Raw genomic sequence first — 18,359 nt, forward strand, 5'->3', positions numbered from 1 at the left:
AGGCTGCCATCGCAGCCTTTTTGTTATTCGCGCCAGAGGATGTGGCACAGTTTGTGATCTTTTTCCCTGCACAACAGCACGCGGGCAAAAATATCGTTAATCTCGCCGCCGTCAGTATCGGCCAGCCCAATCACCACTTCGGCGAAGAAGTCCGGGTTGAGGTCGAAATCGACGTGCTCGGCCCAGTCTTCGGACGGGTCAAACAGCTCTGCGCCGCCGCGCTCTTCAAATTGCAGATTGAAGAGGATCACGTCTGCGGGATCGAGATTGTCCATCGCCAGTTCGAGAAAAATGTCGTAGGCCTGCTCAAGGGTTTCGTCTTCAGTCAGGCGATTGTTCAGATCCATTTCCATGATGATTACCTGTTAAAACATCGTTGGGCACGTTTTACAGCAACGGACTAAAGAAGTAAAACAGTCGTTCGGTGATCCGCTGCCACAGCGGACGTTTCATCCAGAGATGCGCATCCAACAGGCGCGAGCGGGAGATATAATCGTCCTGCACCGCCGCCAGATCGCCACCAAAACCGACGTCATCAATCACCAGTGTAATTTCAAAATTGAGCCACAGGCTGCGCATATCCAGATTCACCGTACCGACCAGGCTCAGTTCGCCGTCGACCAGCACACTCTTGGTATGCAGCAAGCCCCCTTCAAACTGATAAATTTTGACACCCGCTGCCAGCAGTTCGCTAAAGAAGGCCCGGCTGGCCCAGCCCACCAGAACCGAATCGTTTTTACGCGGCATAATAATGCTGACATCCACACCGCGCTGTGCGGCGGTGCAAATCGCATGGAGCAGATCGTCGCTCGGGACAAAGTAGGGCGTAGTCATGATCAGATATTCACGCGCAGAATACGCTGCCGTGAGCAGCGCCTGGTGGATTAAATCCTCAGGAAATCCAGGCCCCGATGCGATGGTGTGAATGGTATGGCCGCTCTCTTGCTCAAACGGCATGATGTTAGCGTCGGGCGGCGGCGGCAGAATGCGTTTGCCGGTTTCGATTTCCCAGTCGCAGGAGTAAACAATCCCCATCGCCGTGGCAACAGGGCCTTCCATACGCGCCATTAAATCGACCCACTGACCCACGCCAGAGTCCTGTTTAAAGAAGCGTGGATCGACCATGTTCATGCTGCCGGTGTAGGCAATATAGTTGTCGATCATGATCATCTTACGATGCTGGCGTAAATCCATGCGGCGCAGGAACACACGCAGCAGATTTACCTTCAGCGCTTCGACAACTTCAATGCCGGCATTACGCATCATGGTCGCCCAAGGGCTACGGAAGAACGCCACGCTGCCGGCGGAATCGAGCATCAGACGGCAGTGAATACCCCGGCGCGATGCCGCCATCAGCGATTCCGCTACCTGGTCGGCCATTCCGCCGGGCTGCCAGATATAGAACACCATCTCGATATTATGTCGGGCGAGCTGGATATCGCGGATCAGCGCCTGCATCACATCGTCGGAGGTAGTGAGTAACTGCAGCTGGTTGCCTTTGACGCCGCCAATTCCCTGACGACGTTCGCAAAGTTTGAACAGTGACGAGGCGACGCTGCTGTTCTCCTGGGCGAAAATATGTTTGCAGGATTTCAGGTCGTTCAGCCATTTTGCCGTCGACGGCCACATGGCGCGCGCGCGCTCGGCGCGGCGCTTACCCAGATGCAATTCACCAAAGGAGAGATATGCGATAATTCCTACCAGCGGCAGGATGTAGATGATCAAAAGCCAGGCCATGGCAGAAGGGACGGCCCGGCGTTTCATCAGGATGCGAAGTGTCACACCTGCGATCAGCAGCCAGTATCCCAGAATGACCAGCCAACTCACCACGGTGTAGAAGGTTGTCATAAATAAAAAATCCTTTTGAAAGCGTATTGTTATGAGTGTACGCATCAGAATTGATCTGGCAAATAAAAAGGGTGGGTAAAAGCGCTGGTTTACCGTGGGCAGGTGTTTATAATGGCGTCTCTGTTAAGGAAAGAGTTGTAGACATGAAGCGCAGCAGAACGGAAGTAGGGCGCTGGCGCATGTTGCGACAAATGAGTCGTCGTAAAGCCCGCTGGCTTGAGGCTCAGTCCCGCCGCAATATGCGTATCCACGCCATCAGAAAATGTGGACTAAGCCATCACCGTAATGCACTGGTGTTTGCCGTTCGCGATCTCTGAGTACCCTGAAGGCACCGTGACAGGTGCCTGATGTTTCCCGCATAACTATCAATTTTCGCAGTATCCTTCGCCCCCTGCTGTTCAGATATAATTCACCTACATAATGCATTGAATAAAAACAGATGAATCCATTCCTGTGGGTATTGGTTGTGCTTTTTGCGCTGGATGCGCTCAGGGAAAGTTTGGGATTGTCATCATTTTCAGGGCTGGTTGATTTTGTCGGTGCCTGGATGATGCAGTGGAACATATAAAAGGGAAATAAAAAGGGATGAACAGTAAATACCTCGCCGCACTCATGGCCGTGACGGTCCTCGTCGGATGCGCCAACAGTAAAACCGCACCTGAAAGACACGCTTATTACTTCGTTTCTCATCAATCGAATTTTGTCGGTGGAAATTTCGCCAACAGCCAACAGCTCAATTATCGTCTGAATGTGCCGCAGTTCCGCGAGCTCTACGAGCAGGGCAAAACGGACCGTAAAGCGGGGCGCACCCTGGTGGAAGCCAATGAGTATGCGCAAAGTATCCGCGATCAGGTGCTGAAAGGCGTCAAAACTAATAACAGCTTTACGGGTAATAAGAGCGATCAGTGGTCATCTGATATGGAAGAGAAAGATGCGAAGCTGTTCGGGAATGAGCTGGCAGCGTCTTATCTTGACGGGTATAACGGCGTACAATAGCGAAAGTTAACCCTGAAATGCCGCTTAGCTGCGGCATTTTCATTTATTTGATAAAAGGAGCGGGTGGTGTTTGCGGAGTTTGGTGTTCTCAATTTTTGGACTTATGTTGTGGGTGCTTTCTTTATTGTGCTGGTGCCTGGCCCGAATACGTTGTTTGTTTTAAAAACTGGCATCGGCCACGGGGTGAAAAAAGGTTATCTCGCCGCCACGGGAGTTTTCATCGGTGATGCGGTACTGATGTTTCTGGCGTGGGCAGGAGTCGCTGCGCTGATCCAGACCACACCGGTGTTATTCAACATCGTCCGCTATCTCGGTGCGCTCTATCTGCTGTGGCTGGGTGGCAAAATGCTCTGGTCAGTGATGACGCATAAAAATAGCGCGCAAGCCGGGGGAACGGAACCCGCGAGCATGATTATGAAACGCTCGCTGGTATTGAGCCTGACCAATCCTAAAGCGATTCTGTTCTACGTCTCATTCTTCGTGCAGTTCATCGACGTCAGCGCGAAAAACACCGGCACCTCTTTCCTGATCCTCGCGACCACTCTTGAGCTTATCAGCTTTATGTACATGAGTTTCCTGATCTTCTCCGGCGCGTTTGTGACCCGCTACCTGAAAACCAAAAAGAAACTGGCGAAGCTGGGAAATGGCTTGATCGGTTTGCTGTTTGTGGGCTTTGCGGCGCGACTCGCGTCATTACATTGAGAACCATCGTCCCGCCAAACGTGAAAGCGGTTGGCAGGACGATATTAAAGGTTTTACATGAATAAGATTCTTATGCTCGCCATTCTGATAAGCCTGGTCTCGGGCTGCGCACCGTTACATCCGTCCGGATGCCATAAAACCACCGCAACGGGTGATTGCAGTTCCGGCCGCTGGGATGACAAGGATGAGTGGGGCGCACAGGCGCGAGCCATCAGAGATGCTATTAATACCGAACTTGTGGATCCCCAGCGCTGGAAAGGGAAGCAATGCAGGTTGCACATCCAGTTTGCAGAGGATGGCACGGCGTTAAACATATCGACCAGCGACGGCAATAAAGGCTATTGCGAAGCACTCAAATCCGCAGCCCAGAAAGCTAAATTCCCGGCATTCACCAATCCCGAAGTATATCGAGACTTCCGCAGAGCCGGTTTTAGTATGCGCGGGGAGTGAATGAGGTGAGGGGGATTACTTTTTTCCTGCACTGTTGCGTCATGTAAAAAATAAAAGCCCCGCGCATACTGGCGGGGCTTTTGGTATCAATGCAATCGTGATGACGATATAGGAAAAGCGCCTGCGGGCGCCTTCCCCTCACCTTAAAACACTTTCTTGAACGGTCTTACCGTCACTTTCTCATAAACCCCTGCCGCGACGTATGGGTCTGCTTCGGCCCAGGACTGTGCAGCTTCCAGCGATTCAAACTCCGCAATGACCGTAGAACCGCTAAAGCCAGCCGCACCGGGATCGTTGCTATCCACTGCGGGCATCGGGCCGGCGGTCAGTAATTTTCCTTCGTCATGTAACAGTTGCAGACGCGCGAGATGGGCAGGGCGCACGGAAAGTCGTTTTTCCAGAGAATCGGCAACATCTTCAGCGTAAATCACGTAAAGCACGGCGGAGCTCCTTAGCCATAAAAAGTGTCAATTACGTTATGTGAAAGCATCGATGACTGCAATGTAAAGATAACGACCTTGTTAAAACCATAACAAAGATGCGCCTTTTTTGGCCTCGCGAGCAGTTAAATCGCGAGAAGATGGAGTGTCTTATTGAATATGATTGCTATTTGCATTTAAAATCAGGGTCTGGTTTTTTAACTGTAACGATTATGACTTCGATGACCCTCGATTTACCTCGCCGCTTTCCCTGGCCGACGCTACTGTCCGTTGTGATCCACGGCGCTGTCGTGGCGGCGCTGCTCTACACTTCGGTTCATCAGGTTATTGAAATGCCAGCACCTGCGCAGCCGATTTCTGTGACGATGGTGTCGCCAGCAGACCTGGAGCCGCAGGTGGTTCCGCCTCCGCCGGAGCCGGTTGTCGAGCCTGAGCCAGAACCCGAACCTGAAATTGTTCCGGAACCGCCGAAAGAAGCGCCCGTGGTGATCCACAAGCCGGAGCCAAAACCTAAGCCGAAGCCAAAACCGAAGCCGGTGAAAAAGGTCGAGGAGCGTCCGGTCGAACCCCGCGCGGTGCAGTCAACCCAGAACACCGCACCCGCGAAACCGGTCATGAATAGTTCACCGACGACGGCGAAGCCGGTGGTGTCTGCTCCTTCTGGTCCGCGCGCGATGAGCCGTAATCAGCCGCAGTATCCTGCGCGTGCACAGGCCCTGCGCATTGAGGGGCGTCTGCGTGTGAAGTTTGACGTGACCGCGGATGGCCGTGTCGATAACGTCGAAGTGCTCTCGGCGCAACCAGCAAACATGTTCGAGCGAGAAGTGAAAGCCGCGATGCGTAAATGGCGCTACGAGCCTGGCAAGCCGGGGAATGGACTTATCGTTAACATCGTCTTCCGCCTGAACGGCGGGGCGCAGATGGAATAAACAAGAAAGCCTCCAGATGGAGGCTTTTTTTATACCTGTGGCAGTGGGCGAGGTTTGCCCTGATTGTCCACCGCGACATAGATAAACAGCGCTTCAGTCGCCTTGTAGCGCTGGCCAATCGGCTCGGAAGAGACCTTCTTCACCCAGACTTCAATATTGATCGATATCGACGTGTTACCGCGTTTGACGCAGCGTGCGTAGCAGCACACAACATCACCCACTGCGACCGGACGTAAAAACGTCATCCCGTCGACTCTGACCGTCACCACGCGGCCATGTGCGATCTCTTTTGCGAGGATCGCGCCACCCATGTCCATCTGGGCCATTAACCACCCGCCAAAGATGTCACCGTTCGCATTGGTGTCGGCAGGCATAGCAAGTGTGCGTAAAACCAGTTCGCCCTGAGGGGCGTCATTCGTTGTTGTCATTGTTTCTTAAGCTCGTTACGGAAGACGACAGGCGGGATGCTACTATGATTTACAGCTGGTGGGAAATACGAAAAGCAAACGGTCGGGAAGAGAAAAGGCCAGACAGCACGCTGCCTGGCCTTCAATTTTAGTGCTTATCGTCCTGAGGCATATGACGATAAATATACACACCGCTGAGCAGCGTGAAAATCAGCGTCAACGCCGTCAGGCCAAAGACCTTGAAGTTGACCCAGATATTCTGCGGCAGCCAGAACGCAATGTAGATATTCGCCAGCCCGCAGAGGATAAAGAACAGCGCCCAGGCGATATTCAGGCGCGACCACACTTCCTGAGGAAGGTTGATCTCTTTGCCGAGCATGCGCTGAATCAGCGGTTTGTTCATCACCCACTGGCTGAACAGAAGCGCACCCGCGAACAGCGCGTAAATGACCGTCACTTTCCATTTGATAAATTCATCGTTATGGAAGAACAGGGTTAATCCACCAAACACCGCCACCAGTACAAAGGTGATCAGCGCCATTTTTTCGACTTTACGATAACGCACCCAGCTGTAAATCAACACCACGGCCGTCGCGACGATTAACGCGGCTGTGCCGGCATAGATGTCGTAGAGCTTGTAAAACGCGAAAAACACGACCAGCGGTAAAAAATCAAGAAACTGCTTCATTCTTCGATTCCATTATCTGCTTTCAGGGAGACTATTGGCGAATCAACATATACAGGCGGAATAAATAGACCAGCAACACGGCTGAAATCAGGTTACTAAGCGTGTTAGCAACCACCGCACCGACGTTTGGCGTCAATACCGCAAAGTTCGGCGCAAACAGCAGCAGCAGGGTTTTAGCCAGCAGCCAGCTGATCACCGCCGGGGCCACCAGGCGCATATTTGCCCATGCCAGTTTTGCACTGCTGCGCATGGCTGTAAATATTCCCATTTTGTCCTGCACCAGCATCACCGGGGCGAACGAGAGGATAATTGCCAGTAATACACCCGGCACGACCACCAGCATCACCCCAATCTGCACCAGCATGGTGGTCAAAAAGATCAGGATGAACAGTTTAGGCAGTACAGGCGCGCTGGCACCGATGGCGCGCAGGGCGCTGACGCGATGTCCCGCAGAAATGAGCTGAACCATCAGCAAGACACCGCCCGCCAGAATCGCATTACCGATCAAACCCGAGAAGGTCGATGCCGCAGAGGCGCGCAGCAAAATCTGCTGCTGTTCTGGCGTCATGTTCTGAACCAGATCAAACAGCCCGCCGCTGCCGGCGAGATGATCGCCCTGGCTCAGGGTGGCAATTTGATCATCACTCGGCGAAAACGCATGGCCAAGCACCACCGTGATAAACGCGCAAAGCAAGGCGATCAGTAAAAAAGTAATGAACTGATTGCGGAAGAAATTCCCCGTGTCACGGTAGACGGACTTCGCCGTGATAGACATGCACTCTCCTTGAGTATTGCAGGTATTAATAAGCGGGCAATTGTACCCTGGATAACTCTGTCGTGGCAGCACCATGACTTGTATGGAAAAGCATATCTTTGTAAAGCCTCGGTCATTTTGCAAAATTGACCTGAGACGAGGATATGCGTGTCTGTTTGCACGGCAAAAATTAATCTGGATCAATGAATGTTAAATTACCAGACCAAGTGTGATCTGAGTTAGATCACTTGTTACTTATTTATGAGTATATTCACCGCGCCAATAAAACCACAACGATGGAGCGGATATGAAAAAGTTAGCAGTGGCAGCCCTGATCTTAAGCAGTATTTCTGGCGGTGCGTACGCACATGAAGCGGGCGAGTTCTTTATTCGTGCGGGTTCGGCAACGGTTCGCCCGACAGAGGGATCGGACAATGTACTGGGGAGTCTGGGCGGCTTTAACGTCAGCAACAATACCCAACTGGGCCTGACGTTCACCTATATGGCAACGGAAAATGTCGGTATTGAACTTCTGGCGGCAACGCCATTCCGCCACAAAGTCGGCACCGGTCCGACGGGAAATATTGCAACGGTTCATCAGCTCCCGCCAACCCTGATGGCTCAGTGGTACTTCGGTGATGCCAGCAGCAAAGTGCGTCCGTATATCGGTGCAGGTGTGAACTACACCACCTTCTTCGACGAGAAGTTTAACGATACGGGTAAAGAGAATGGTCTTTCCGATCTGAGTCTGAAAGATTCCTGGGGTGCTGCGGGACAGGTCGGGCTGGATTATCTTATCAATCGCGACTGGCTGCTGAACATGTCCGTCTGGTATATGGATATCGACACCGACGTGCGCTTCAAGGCTGGCGGCGAACAGCAGAGTGTCCATACGCGCCTGGACCCATGGGTGTTTATGTTCTCGGCGGGTTATCGTTTCTGATTGCTTCGACGCTCGTAAAAAACTGGTCGTACTGCGGCCAGTTTTCATTGATCAACGCTATGCCACCAGCTCCGGCATATGCTTAAGTACAAACTCCAGCACTTTCTCACCGTCCAGTGAGGCAAACGGATAGCTTTCGATAACCGTGATCGGCTGGCCTTCGCCAATCACTGCCCGTAATTCTTCAAGCTTATATTGAATATGCGGCGCGACCAGGAAAGCGTCAAAAGCCGGGGCGACGCTGGCGAAATTATCCAGCCCGACGGCGCTTATCAGCAGTTTCATTCCGCGCGCATCAGCAGCATGCTGCATTTTCCTGGCAAGCGACTGGGCGGTATTGCCGAACAGACAACATATCAGTAACTTTTTCATCAGATTATCCTCATGGAAACTGTGGATACAGTATTCTTCGCGATAAAAAGAAAATGAGAGCTAACGCAACGTGTTGGTTGTTTTTTCATCGGCAATGCGAGGGAACAACGTTCCCGGTGGGGAACGTTGTCAGGGGGGCGTTACTTCTGAATCAAATAGCGAATGGTCGGGCCGTCCTGCTGAATATCCAACACGGTGTAGCCGTGATTTTTGGCATCCAGCGGAATGTTATTGATCGACTGAGGACAATCGCTCACCACCTCCAGAATTTCCCCTTTCTTCAGTTGCGGCAGGGCTTCGAGGGTGGCGACGGCCGGGTACGGACAAGGTTCGCCAACCATATCGAGGCGATAATCAGGGACAATTTGCGTCATGCCATATTCTCCTGTGCTTCAGTGTTACGCGCGGTGCGACGAAAGAATCGTTTCTCCTGGGCGATAACCAGTAAAAAAGCGATAAACAGCAGGGCGTAGGTGACCAGTAGCCCGCCCAACGGACCAAAGGTGTTCAGCAGATTGACCTTATCCCAGCTGGTGGCGAGTGCAGGCGAGAGATCGTCCCAGTAATAGGCCAGAATAGTCGAGCCGATGACGTTGCCGAGACCGACCCACCAGTAGTGCACCTGTCCTTCTACAGCACGGTACATCCAGCCGGTTTCGCATCCGCCCGCCAGCACAATACCGAAGCCAAACAGCAAACCGCCAATCACTGCATTCGGGCCGGCCCACATGATTTTTGGCTCCACTCCCAGCTGCACATAGCTGAAAATACCGATGGCGCTGACCGCCATCCCGGCAATGATCGCTTTTGCCATCATGGTACGCCCGGTGATCCACATATCGCGGAACGCCGAGGTAAAGCAGATTTGCGCGCGCTCAATCAGCAGCCCAAAACCGACGCCAAATAGCATCGCCAGCCCCAGTTTTGGCTGATTAAATGCGGTACACAGTGCCCAAGCAATCATCGCGAAAAAGACCAGCATCCCCAGACGGAAACGGCGTTTCGCCTGATCCGGTTTTTGCGTGAGCGGTGAGGCGGCGCTGACTTTGGTCATTTTGACCGGAATGCGGAAGATGGGCAGCAGCGTGAAACGCGCGCCAAAGTAAGAACCGATGGCGGTCGCCACGGCGAAAAACCAGGCATGCAGGGAAAACTGAGGAATACCCGTGAAGAAGGCCGCCAGGTTGCACCCCATCGCCAGACGCGCGCCAAACCCGGCGATAATTCCGCCCGCGATGGCCTGCGCAATACGAATACGGCTGCGGGGCATACGCAGTTTGACGTTATTGGCCCATAGCGCCGCCGCAAAACAGCCGCCGAACATACCGATAATCATCATCCCGTCGATGCGGGTGAGCGGGGTGCCCTCCAGATGAATCAGCTTAAAATAACCCCACTCTTCGGCATGCACGCCCGCCAGCTGCAAAAGCTGTCCGCCCCAGCGGGTAAATTCACCCGTGACCGCCCAGAAGGTGCCGGTAATGCCAAAATAGTAGGTAGAGAGAATACCCGCAGCGATGACTGCAGGAACAGGGGACCAGAACTTAATCAGATAAGCCTGTTTGAAGTGTTGCCATGACATGTGTAAACCTCTGAACTCAGAAGGATTTAAAACGGCAGAGAGCCGAAAAGAAGGGGGATCATACTCTTACGATCCTATTTGAAAAGTGTCGTTCACCCAAAAGCTCGACCCGATCAATTTTGTCCTCACCCTTAAGGCGTAGAGGCTCTGCCGTTTGCCATCAGTTCATCACAAACACCGTGCGTTTTTTGCTGTCATCCTGTGACCACGCCTGAGCGACATCTTCCAGCCGTGCCCTGGTGGTGGCGATCGTGAATCCACCCGGAACTGCCGCCTGAAACATCTCACCCGTTGCCTGAATAAGTTGTGCCAGCGACAGGCTACCAATCCCGCTGCCCATTAACTGAATCGGAGAGGCGCGCAGCACCGCGCTCGGCAGCGCAATCTCCGCGCCGGAAAGTGAGCCGACCTGAACAAAACGCACCAGCGTCAGCCCTGGCGTATGTTTTGCCAGGGCGTTGAGAATAGCGAGCGCGCTCTGCCCCCACAGATAGTCGATCACCACATCAATCTGCTGGGCCGCCTGTTCAGCAAACGCTTGTCCGATGCGCGCGTTATCGTCATTCAGCAGTATGCTCACATCCGCATTGAGGCGGGACAATGCCTGCGGATTGCGTCCCGTGACGATGATCTTCCCGGCGCCACGGTAGCGGGCAATTTGCACCGCAAGCTGCCCGGCACTGCCCGTGGCCCCGTTGATAAGTACGGTCTCACCTGGCTGAAACTGCGCGCGCGTCACCAGTGCGGCCCACGCCGACATCCCCGGATTCGCCATCGCGGCGGCGGTGGCGTCGTCCAGCGCCTCAGGTAAGGGAATACAGAGATTCACATCGACTGGGGCAAACTCCGCCATGCTGCCCCAGGGGGACGGCGGAAACGCAAAATAGATGCGCTGACCTGCTTCGGTGACGCCCGTTCCGTCGATCCCGGCGATAAAGGGCAGTGTGCCGTCAAAACTGTAGTGCTTACCGGAGGCCCGGCTTTTCACCACATGGCTGATTGCCGAGGCGGTAACGCGAACGAGGTGCTGGCCTGGCTCAGCGTGGGGTGTTGCAAAATCGGCGTAAACCGGCCCAGCGAGCGGATCATAAACAACGGCTGCTTTCATACACTTTCTCCTGTTGTGGGATATGTGTAAAATGCACATATCTTTTAGAGCACTATACTCGCCAGGAAAATATATGCAATATGCACATAAATACGATGTCACGGATTTTCACGGCGCGCTGCTGGATATCATGGGCGTGATGAATCAGCCGCAACGCGACAACACCTTGCTGTCGGAGGCGGGCGTTTCGCTGGATCAAATTTTGTTCCCGTTGCTCATCACCATCGACCGCTACGGCCCGCTGGGCGTGGTCGAGCTTGCCGACAGGCTGGGGCGCGATTACACCACTGTCAGTCGCCAGGTTAAACGGCTGGAGGCACAAGCGCTGGTGCAGAAAAAGCCAGGCGCGACGGATAAACGGGTTTCCGAAGTATCCACCTCGGCGCAAGGAAAAGCGTTAACGATGAAAATCGCGCAGGCGCGTATGACGCTGATGAACCAGATTTTCAGCGACTGGCAGGAGGACGAGGTGGGGAGTCTGTTTCGGCTGGTGCGTAAATACGCGAACAGTATTAAAGGGGAATAACCGTCTGGCGGGTCACCAGACGGTCAGAACACTCAGCCCTTGCGCGTCGCCGCTTTCATCGCGGTGACGAAGTCGTGCAGTTCAGTCAGCATCTGCTCTGGCTTATCGACGTTGCGCTCGATAATTTTCACAATCGCCGATCCGGAGATAGCGCCTGCGGCATTGGCATAAATCGCTGCGGTGACCTGCTCTGGCGATGAAATTCCGAAGCCCTGCAGAGGAGGGGCAGCGTGATACTCGGCCAGTTTTTCCACCAGATGATGCAGGGGAAGCGCCGCTTTGTTTTCCGCACCGGTAACGCCCGCGCGCGACAGCAGATAGGTATACCCGCGACCGTAAGAGGCAATCTGACGCAGCAGTTCGTCATCGGCGTTTGGCGGGCAGATGAAAATCGGCGCGACGTTGTGACGCATCGCCGCCTGACGGAACGGTGCAGACTCTTCTACCGGCACATCGGCGACCAGCACCGAATCAACGCCCACGCGTGCACATTCGGCGTAGAAATTATCGATACCTTTGCTGAAGACCAGGTTGGCATACATCAACAGGCCAATCGGAATGGTCGGATGCTTCTGACGGATTGCCGCCAGCATCTCAAAGCACTGGGTCGGGGTCACGCCCGCGGCAAAGGCGCGCAGGGTGGCGTTCTGAATGGTCGGGCCATCCGCCAGCGGATCGGAGAACGGGATCCCCAGCTCCAGCGCATCGGCACCCGCAGCAATTAAGGTGTCGATAATTTTCAGCGACTGCTCCGGGCCTGGATCGCCCAGCGTGACGAAGGGAACAAACGCGCCTTCCTTGCGGGCTTTCAGTTCAGCAAATGCGTTATCGTAGCGTTCCATCAGATTTCCCCTCGTGCTTTCAGAATATCGTGAACGGTGAAGATATCTTTGTCACCGCGACCGGAAAGGTTAACCACCAGCAGCTGCTCTTTTTCCGGGTTTTCTTTAATCATCTTCAGCGCATGAGCCAGCGCGTGAGAAGACTCCAGCGCCGGGATAATCCCTTCGTTGCGGCACAGGGTTTTGAACGCTTCCAGCGCTTCATCATCGGTAATCGAGACATAATCCGCGCGACCGATGCTGTTCAGATGCGCGTGCTGCGGCCCGACGGACGGGAAATCCAGCCCGGCGGAGATGGAGTAAGACTCCTCAATCTGGCCTTCGTCGGTTTGCATCATCGGCGACTTCATGCCGAAGTAAATACCCACGCGGCCATGTTTCAGCGGCGCACCGTGCTCGCCGGTTTCAATGCCGTGACCCGCAGGTTCGACACCGATCAGGCCCACACTTTCGTCATCGATAAAATCAGCAAACATGCCGATGGCGTTGGAACCACCGCCGACGCAGGCGATAACCGCATCCGGCAGACGCCCCTCTTTTTCGAGGATCTGCGCTTTGGTCTCTTCCCCGATCATGCGCTGGAATTCACGCACGATGGTCGGGAACGGGTGTGGACCCGCAGCGGTACCAAGCATGTAGTGCGCGGTATCGTAGCTGCCAGACCAGTCGCGCAGCGCTTCGTTACAGGCATCTTTCAGCGTGGCAGAGCCACTGTGTACCGGGATCACTTCGGCACCCATCAGACGCATACGGAACACGTTCGGTGACTGACGTTCTACATCCTTCGCACCCATGTAAATACGGCATTTCAGGCCGAGCAGGGCGCTGGCGAGCGCTGATGCCACGCCGTGCTGACCTGCACCGGTCTCGGCGATGATTTCGGTTTTGCCCATCCGCTTGGCAAGCAGCGCCTGGCCCAGCACCTGGTTGGTTTTGTGCGCGCCGCCGTGGAGCAGATCTTCACGTTTGAGGTACAGGGTGGTGCTTGTGCCTTCGGTCAGGTTACGGCATTTGGTCAGCGCCGTCGGGCGGCCCGCGTAGTTTTTCAGCAGGTCGGTAAATTCCGCCTGGAAAGCCGGATCTTTCTGTGCGCTGACAAACGCTTCTTCAAGCTGGCGCAGGGCAGGCATCAAAATCTGCGGCACATACATGCCACCAAACTCACCAAAATAGGGATTTAATAAAGTTGTCATTTGCTCTTCCTTAATATGCACGCAGCGTCTTGAATACCGAGGCCAGCTTACTGGCATCTTTGATACCCGGCTGAGACTCCACGCCAGAATTGAAATCGAGACCCGCACAGCCTGCTTTCGCGGCTTCTACGCAGTTATCAGGGCTTAATCCACCCGCCAGCAGGACGTTGTCCAGCTTCTCACCGTTCAGCAGGGACCAGTCGAAGCGAACGCCGGTTCCGCCCTGGCCGTTGTCCAGCACATATTTATCGACATGCTGGAGATTGCGGGGAGGCAGCGTGTCGCTCACGCTTTGCGCTTTCCAGATTTGCACCTGCGGTGCCAGTGCCTGGCGAAGCTCATTGATGTACGCTTGATCTTCGTTGCCGTGCAGCTGCACAGCAGCCAGCGATAAGTTTTCAGCTTTGGCGGCGACCTCCGAAACTGGCGCATCGCGGAACACGCCAACATAGCTTAGCGGTGCAGCGGCAATCACCTCGCGGGCCTGATCTTCCGTTACCACTCGCGCAGACGAGTCGACAAAAATCAGCCCGCCGTAGACGGCACCCGCCTCGAGGGCGGCGGCGGCGTCCTGAGGGCGCGTCAGCCCGCAGACTTTGTTCTCACCTAACAGCACGCGGCGGACGGCGGCATTCAAATCGTCGTGAGACATCAGCGCCGAGCCAATCAAAAAGCCGTTTGCGAAATGGCTCAGCTCACGAACCTGGGCGTAAGTATTGATGCCCGATTCGCTGATAACGGTGACGCCAGCCCCGAGACGTGGCGCTAACTGGCGCGTGCGGTTCAGGTCGATGGAGAGATCGCGCAGGTCGCGGTTATTGATGCCGACGACTTTGGCTTTCAGCGCAATGGCGCGTTCCAGCTCCTCTTCGTTGCTCACTTCCGTCAGCACACCCATATTCAGGCTGTGGGCGACGGCGGCCAGCTGGCGATACTGCTCGTCATCCAGCACGGAGAGCATCAGCAGGCAGGCATCGGCCTGATAAAAACGCGCGAGCCAGATTTGGTACGCATCAATAATGAAGTCTTTGCAAAGAATCGGCTGCGGGGCGATCTGGCTGACAATCGGCAGAAAATCAAAACTGCCCTGGAAATATTTCTCATCCGTCAGCACCGAAATGGCTGACGCATGGTGTTTGTAGACCCCGGCAATACGCGCGGGATCGAAGTCGTCGCGGATCACGCCTTTCGATGGCGAGGCCTTTTTGCACTCCAGGATAAACGCGGTGCGCGCGCCCTGCAGGGCATCATAAAAACGGCGCTGGCTGGGAACCACGTCATTCTGGAAACTGGCCAGTGGCTGCTGCTCTTTGCGCGCTTCTACCCAGATGGCCTTATCGGCGACGATTTTCGCTAAAACGGTCTGCATCATTTACCCTCTTGCCGCAAGTGCGGTAACGCGGTCGTAAGCTGCGCCGGAGCGCAATACGGCCATGACTTTTTGTGCGTTAGCCTGTAAGTCTTCTTCGCCGTGCAAACGCATCAACATCGCGACATTGGCGGCGACAGCGGCCTCATGGGCGGCTTCACCTTTACCTTGTAGCAAGCGTGTCAGAATGTCACGGTTTTCTTCCGGGGTGCCGCCTGCCAGCTGTTCCTGATGATAGGGCGTCAGGCCAAAGTCGGCAGCGTCCAGCTGATAGCTCTGAATTTCGCCGTCGCGCAGCTCGGCAACCAGCGTTGGCGCATGGAGCGACACTTCATCCATTCCGCCGCTGTGAACCACGGCCGCACGCTGATAGCCCAGCACGCGCAGGGTTTCCGCAATCGGCAGTACCAGTTCCGGGCTGTAGACGCCAATCAAAGCCAGCGGCGGATGCGCCGGGTTGATCAACGGCCCCAGCACGTTAAACAGGGTGCGGGTTTTCAGCTGCTGACGGACCGGCATCGCGTGGCGGAAACCGGTGTGATATTTCGGCGCAAACAGGAAGCAGACACCCAGATCGTCCAGCGCTTCACGGGAGCGTTCAGCGTTCATGTCGAGATTAATTCCGAACGCGGCCAGCAGATCGGAAGAGCCTGAGCGGCTGGAGACGCTGCGGTTGCCGTGTTTCGCCACTTTCATGCCGCAGGCCGCCGCCACGAAGGCGCTGGCGGTGGAGATATTAATGCTGTTGCTGCCGTCACCGCCGGTGCCGACGATATCCGCGAACGCATAATCCGGACGCGGGAACGGGGCGGCGTTTTCCAGCAGGGCGGTCGCCGCACCGGCAATTTCCTGTGGCTGCTCACCGCGCACTTTCATGCTGACCAGCGCGGCGGCCAGCTGTTCGGGCTTCAGTTCACCGCGAACCACCGCAGAGAAAAGCTGGTGGCTCTCCTGCTGGGTCATCGTCTGGGCCTGATAGAGTTTTTCCAGAATCGGCTGCAGCGTGTTGGTTTGCTCCAGCTTCTGCAGCGCCCAGTTGAGGGTCTGCTCCAGCAGGCGTGCACCGTTTGAGGTCAGAATCGATTCCGGGTGGAACTGCAGGCCGCAGACGCGATCGGCGTCGTGACGCACGGCCATGACCATTCCTTCAAAAGAGGCGTTGATCGTCAGCCCAGCTGGAATATTGCTACCTACCAGCGAGTGATAGCGCGCGACCGGCAGCGGGTTTGGCAGCCCGGCAAACATCGCCTGGCCGTCGTGTTCAATGCTGGAGGCTTTACCGTGCAGAATTTCACCCGCCTGGCCGACGTATCCGCCGTATGCTTCCACAATCGCCTGGTGCCCAAGGCAGATGCCGATAATCGGCAGTTTGCCGCGCATACGGGTCAGCAGCTCAGGCATACAGCCCGCTTCGCTCGGCGCACCCGGGCCTGGAGATAGCATCAGCACCGGGTTTTGCATGGTTTCCAGGCGCTCAATCAGGGTTTGCGCCGGAACATGATTGCGGTAAATCACCACGTTGTGCCCGTTTGCACGCAGCTGGTCTGCCAGGTTGTAGGTAAAGGAGTCGATATTATCGAGCAGCAGAATGTCAGCCATCAGAAAATCTCCTGTGCGTGGTGTGCGGTGGCAATGGCGCGCAATACCGCGCGAGCTTTACTGCGAGTTTCGTCAGCTTCAGACTGCGGAACAGAATCGAGAACAATGCCTGCGCCTGCCTGGACGGTGGCAATGCCATCTTCCACGTAGGCGGAGCGGATGACGATACAGGTGTCCAGATCGCCGTGCGCGGTGAAGTACCCCACGGCACCACCGTAGCTGCCGCGACGACGGCCTTCGGCTCCGGCAATCAGCTGCATTGCACGGACTTTCGGCGCGCCGCTCAGGGTGCCCATATTCATGCAGGCACGATAGGCGTGCAGCGCGTCGAGGTCATGGCGCAGCTCGCCAACCACACGGGACACCAGGTGCATCACGAAGGAGTAACGGTCGACTTTAGTCAGATCCGCGACATAACGAGTGCCTGGCGTACAAATGCGCGCCAGATCGTTACGGGCCAGGTCGACCAGCATCAGGTGTTCGGATAACTCTTTATGATCCGTACGCATCTCAAGCTCAATGCGGCTGTCGAGATCGCGATCTAAGGAGCCATCCGCACGGCGACCGCGCGGACGTGTGCCGGCAATCGGGTAAATTTCAATCTGGCGGCTAGGCGCGTCATATTTCAGCGAACTTTCTGGCGACGCCCCGAACAGGGTGAAATCGTTGTCCTGCATAAAGAACATGTACGGGCTTGGGTTGCTCTTCTTCAGCACGTCATACGCGGCCAGCGGAGACGGGCACGGCAGCGAGAAACGGCGCGATGGCACCACCTGGAAAATCTCACCGGCGCGAATTGCTTTCTGCATCTGACGTACAACGGCACCGTACTGGTCATCTGTCTGGTTCGTTTCACACTGCATATGATCGATACGCTGGACCGGCAGCGCCGTCGGCTCTTCGGTCATCTGCTGCTGAAGCTGTTCGATACGCTGCGCCAGACGCTGTTTTTCCGAAACCGAAGGGGTGAACAGGCTCGCCTGAATGCGGGTGTACTTTTTCTGATGGTCAATCACCATCAGCGTTTCCGCCAGATAGAAGCAGTAATCCGGGCAGCGGTTGCCTTGTTCGGTTTCAGGCAGGTCTTCGAAACCGGCCACCAGGTCATAGGCAAACAGCCCGCCGAAGAACATCGCTTCGCGCTCATTCTCTGGCACTTCGACCAGGTTTTGCAGCAGGCGGAAGGCGTCAAACACGGAGAGGGAGCAGAGACGTGCGTCTTCGTCCAGCAGCTGGCTGACCGGCGGGAAATGCAAAATGCGTGTTTCCGGGCGCTGTTCGTTTTCGATACCCGCAGGCAGCGCCGCATCAAGCAGCGGGAGCAGGGCGGCACCGTTCTCAGACAGTGCTTTAATAGTGACGGTGTCACCTAATGCGGTAATGCGCAGTGCGCTATCAACCAGCAGCAGGCTTTTCAGATCGTCTTTGCTGTCGATGTCAGCAGACTCGAGCAGCAGGGTGGCCGGGCGTGCACCGCACACCTGGTGGAATAAGGCGGTAGGGTTGTGGCGATACACGGCTTCGCAGGTCAGCAACTCAAGGTGTGTTTTAGCGGTTTGCATATTGTTGTTCTCATTAATTCTGTTCATAAAAAAGCCCGCATCGTGGCGG

Annotated in this window: 23 protein-coding genes, 1 pseudogene and 1 other annotated feature (1 of these 25 cut by a window edge); of the genes and pseudogenes, 8 read left to right on the forward strand and 16 right to left on the reverse strand. The window is 55.3% G+C overall.

The features are described 5' to 3' along the window. Positions 1-23: 23 nt before the first annotated feature. Positions 24-353: an HI1450 family dsDNA-mimic protein gene (locus DAI21_RS14600; RefSeq protein WP_100779945.1), complete on the reverse strand. Its 330-nt coding sequence runs from the start codon at positions 351-353 to the stop codon at positions 24-26. Between the two features lie 34 nt (positions 354-387). Continuing rightward, positions 388-1,848, reverse strand: coding sequence for a cardiolipin synthase (gene cls, locus DAI21_RS14605; protein ID WP_100779946.1), 1,461 nt, complete (start codon positions 1,846-1,848; stop codon positions 388-390). Between the two features lie 143 nt (positions 1,849-1,991). Between cls and DAI21_RS22970 the strand changes: the two genes are divergently transcribed. From DAI21_RS22970 to DAI21_RS14620, 5 genes are all read left to right on the forward strand, one after another. Next, positions 1,992-2,165, forward strand: a complete 174-nt coding sequence (locus DAI21_RS22970) for a YciY family protein (RefSeq protein ID WP_087892605.1) — start codon at positions 1,992-1,994, stop codon at positions 2,163-2,165. Positions 2,166-2,287: 122 nt separating this feature from the next. Next, the gene (locus DAI21_RS23490; RefSeq protein WP_213015980.1) at positions 2,288-2,416 is read left to right on the forward strand and encodes a KPN_01571 family protein; all 129 of its coding nucleotides are present in this window, start codon (positions 2,288-2,290) and stop codon (positions 2,414-2,416) included. A gap of 17 nt (positions 2,417-2,433) precedes the next feature. Then, positions 2,434-2,844: an Exc2 family lipoprotein gene (locus tag DAI21_RS14610; protein WP_107703436.1), complete on the forward strand. Its 411-nt coding sequence runs from the start codon at positions 2,434-2,436 to the stop codon at positions 2,842-2,844. Positions 2,845-2,910: 66 nt separating this feature from the next. Beyond that, the gene (leuE, locus tag DAI21_RS14615; protein WP_100779948.1) at positions 2,911-3,546 is read left to right on the forward strand and encodes a leucine efflux protein LeuE; all 636 of its coding nucleotides are present in this window, start codon (positions 2,911-2,913) and stop codon (positions 3,544-3,546) included. A gap of 57 nt (positions 3,547-3,603) precedes the next feature. After that, on the forward strand, positions 3,604-3,996 hold the full coding sequence (locus DAI21_RS14620) for a cell envelope integrity TolA C-terminal domain-containing protein (RefSeq protein WP_234419480.1): 393 nt from the start codon (positions 3,604-3,606) through the stop codon (positions 3,994-3,996). Positions 3,997-4,139: 143 nt separating this feature from the next. Here the strand turns inward: DAI21_RS14620 and DAI21_RS14625 are convergent, their stop codons facing one another. Next, positions 4,140-4,436 (reverse strand): YciI family protein, encoded by a 297-nt coding sequence (locus DAI21_RS14625; RefSeq protein WP_100779949.1) that lies wholly within the window; start codon positions 4,434-4,436, stop codon positions 4,140-4,142. 221 nt (positions 4,437-4,657) lie between these two features. Here DAI21_RS14625 and tonB point away from each other — a divergent pair, with 221 nt between their 5' ends. Then, complete coding sequence (gene tonB, locus DAI21_RS14630; protein ID WP_107703437.1) at positions 4,658-5,365, forward strand: TonB system transport protein TonB; 708 nt, start codon at positions 4,658-4,660, stop codon at positions 5,363-5,365. Positions 5,366-5,394: 29 nt separating this feature from the next. Here tonB and yciA read toward each other — a convergent pair whose 3' ends face one another. The 4 genes and pseudogenes from yciA to DAI21_RS14650 form a co-directional block, all read right to left on the reverse strand. Continuing rightward, positions 5,395-5,793: an acyl-CoA thioester hydrolase YciA gene (yciA, locus tag DAI21_RS14635; RefSeq protein WP_100779951.1), complete on the reverse strand. Its 399-nt coding sequence runs from the start codon at positions 5,791-5,793 to the stop codon at positions 5,395-5,397. 127 nt (positions 5,794-5,920) lie between these two features. After that, positions 5,921-6,460 carry a septation protein A gene (locus DAI21_RS14640; RefSeq protein ID WP_107703438.1) on the reverse strand — a complete coding sequence of 180 codons (540 nt, stop codon included), beginning with the start codon at positions 6,458-6,460 and terminating at the stop codon, positions 5,921-5,923. A 31-nt stretch (positions 6,461-6,491) separates the two neighbouring features. Next, positions 6,492-7,235 (reverse strand): YciC family protein, encoded by a 744-nt coding sequence (locus DAI21_RS14645; protein WP_107703439.1) that lies wholly within the window; start codon positions 7,233-7,235, stop codon positions 6,492-6,494. A 25-nt stretch (positions 7,236-7,260) separates the two neighbouring features. Then, positions 7,261-7,347 (reverse strand): annotated as a pseudogene (locus DAI21_RS14650) (YkgJ family cysteine cluster protein); the annotation flags it as partial. A 174-nt stretch (positions 7,348-7,521) separates the two neighbouring features. On the opposite strand from DAI21_RS14650, the gene ompW reads away from it, so the two are divergent. Next, on the forward strand, positions 7,522-8,157 hold the full coding sequence (gene ompW / locus DAI21_RS14655) for an outer membrane protein OmpW (protein ID WP_100779954.1): 636 nt from the start codon (positions 7,522-7,524) through the stop codon (positions 8,155-8,157). Positions 8,158-8,214: 57 nt separating this feature from the next. On the opposite strand, the gene DAI21_RS14660 is transcribed toward ompW, so the two are convergent. The 4 genes from DAI21_RS14660 to DAI21_RS14675 form a co-directional block, all read right to left on the reverse strand. Next, the gene (locus tag DAI21_RS14660; protein ID WP_107703440.1) at positions 8,215-8,529 is read right to left on the reverse strand and encodes a PTS sugar transporter subunit IIB; all 315 of its coding nucleotides are present in this window, start codon (positions 8,527-8,529) and stop codon (positions 8,215-8,217) included. Between the two features lie 140 nt (positions 8,530-8,669). Beyond that, the gene (gene yedF / locus DAI21_RS14665; RefSeq protein WP_100779956.1) at positions 8,670-8,903 is read right to left on the reverse strand and encodes a sulfurtransferase-like selenium metabolism protein YedF; all 234 of its coding nucleotides are present in this window, start codon (positions 8,901-8,903) and stop codon (positions 8,670-8,672) included. Then, entirely contained in the window at positions 8,900-10,111 is a 1,212-nt protein-coding gene (gene yedE, locus DAI21_RS14670; protein WP_107703441.1) for a selenium metabolism membrane protein YedE/FdhT, read from the reverse strand. The genes yedF and yedE overlap by 4 nt, the downstream gene beginning before the upstream one ends. Positions 10,112-10,271: 160 nt before the next feature. Beyond that, positions 10,272-11,219, reverse strand: coding sequence for a zinc-binding alcohol dehydrogenase family protein (locus DAI21_RS14675; RefSeq protein ID WP_107703442.1), 948 nt, complete (start codon positions 11,217-11,219; stop codon positions 10,272-10,274). A gap of 73 nt (positions 11,220-11,292) precedes the next feature. On the opposite strand from DAI21_RS14675, the gene DAI21_RS14680 reads away from it, so the two are divergent. Beyond that, entirely contained in the window at positions 11,293-11,745 is a 453-nt protein-coding gene (locus tag DAI21_RS14680) for a MarR family winged helix-turn-helix transcriptional regulator (RefSeq protein ID WP_107703443.1), read from the forward strand. A 32-nt stretch (positions 11,746-11,777) separates the two neighbouring features. On the opposite strand, the gene trpA is transcribed toward DAI21_RS14680, so the two are convergent. The 5 genes from trpA to DAI21_RS14705 are packed head-to-tail and all read right to left on the reverse strand — an operon-like array spanning position 11,778 to position 18,310. Then, a complete protein-coding gene (gene trpA / locus DAI21_RS14685; RefSeq protein ID WP_107703444.1) occupies positions 11,778-12,587 on the reverse strand; it encodes a tryptophan synthase subunit alpha in 810 nt (269 codons plus the stop codon). After that, positions 12,587-13,780 carry a tryptophan synthase subunit beta gene (trpB, locus tag DAI21_RS14690; RefSeq protein WP_107703445.1) on the reverse strand — a complete coding sequence of 398 codons (1,194 nt, stop codon included), beginning with the start codon at positions 13,778-13,780 and terminating at the stop codon, positions 12,587-12,589. The genes trpA and trpB overlap by 1 nt, the downstream gene beginning before the upstream one ends. Positions 13,781-13,790: 10 nt before the next feature. Further along, a complete protein-coding gene (trpCF, locus tag DAI21_RS14695; RefSeq protein ID WP_199908226.1) occupies positions 13,791-15,152 on the reverse strand; it encodes a bifunctional indole-3-glycerol-phosphate synthase TrpC/phosphoribosylanthranilate isomerase TrpF in 1,362 nt (453 codons plus the stop codon). After that, positions 15,153-16,748: a bifunctional anthranilate synthase glutamate amidotransferase component TrpG/anthranilate phosphoribosyltransferase TrpD gene (gene trpD / locus DAI21_RS14700; protein ID WP_100779962.1), complete on the reverse strand. Its 1,596-nt coding sequence runs from the start codon at positions 16,746-16,748 to the stop codon at positions 15,153-15,155. It abuts the gene before it with no gap. Then, the gene (locus DAI21_RS14705) at positions 16,748-18,310 is read right to left on the reverse strand and encodes an anthranilate synthase component 1 (RefSeq protein WP_107703446.1); all 1,563 of its coding nucleotides are present in this window, start codon (positions 18,308-18,310) and stop codon (positions 16,748-16,750) included. The genes trpD and DAI21_RS14705 overlap by 1 nt, the downstream gene beginning before the upstream one ends. Before the next feature lie 25 nt (positions 18,311-18,335). After that, positions 18,336-18,359: a sequence feature (Trp leader region), on the reverse strand (it continues 71 nt past the right edge of the window).

This window comes from Lelliottia sp. WB101, from assembly GCF_003051885.1.
Lineage (GTDB): Bacteria > Pseudomonadota > Gammaproteobacteria > Enterobacterales > Enterobacteriaceae > Enterobacter > Enterobacter nimipressuralis.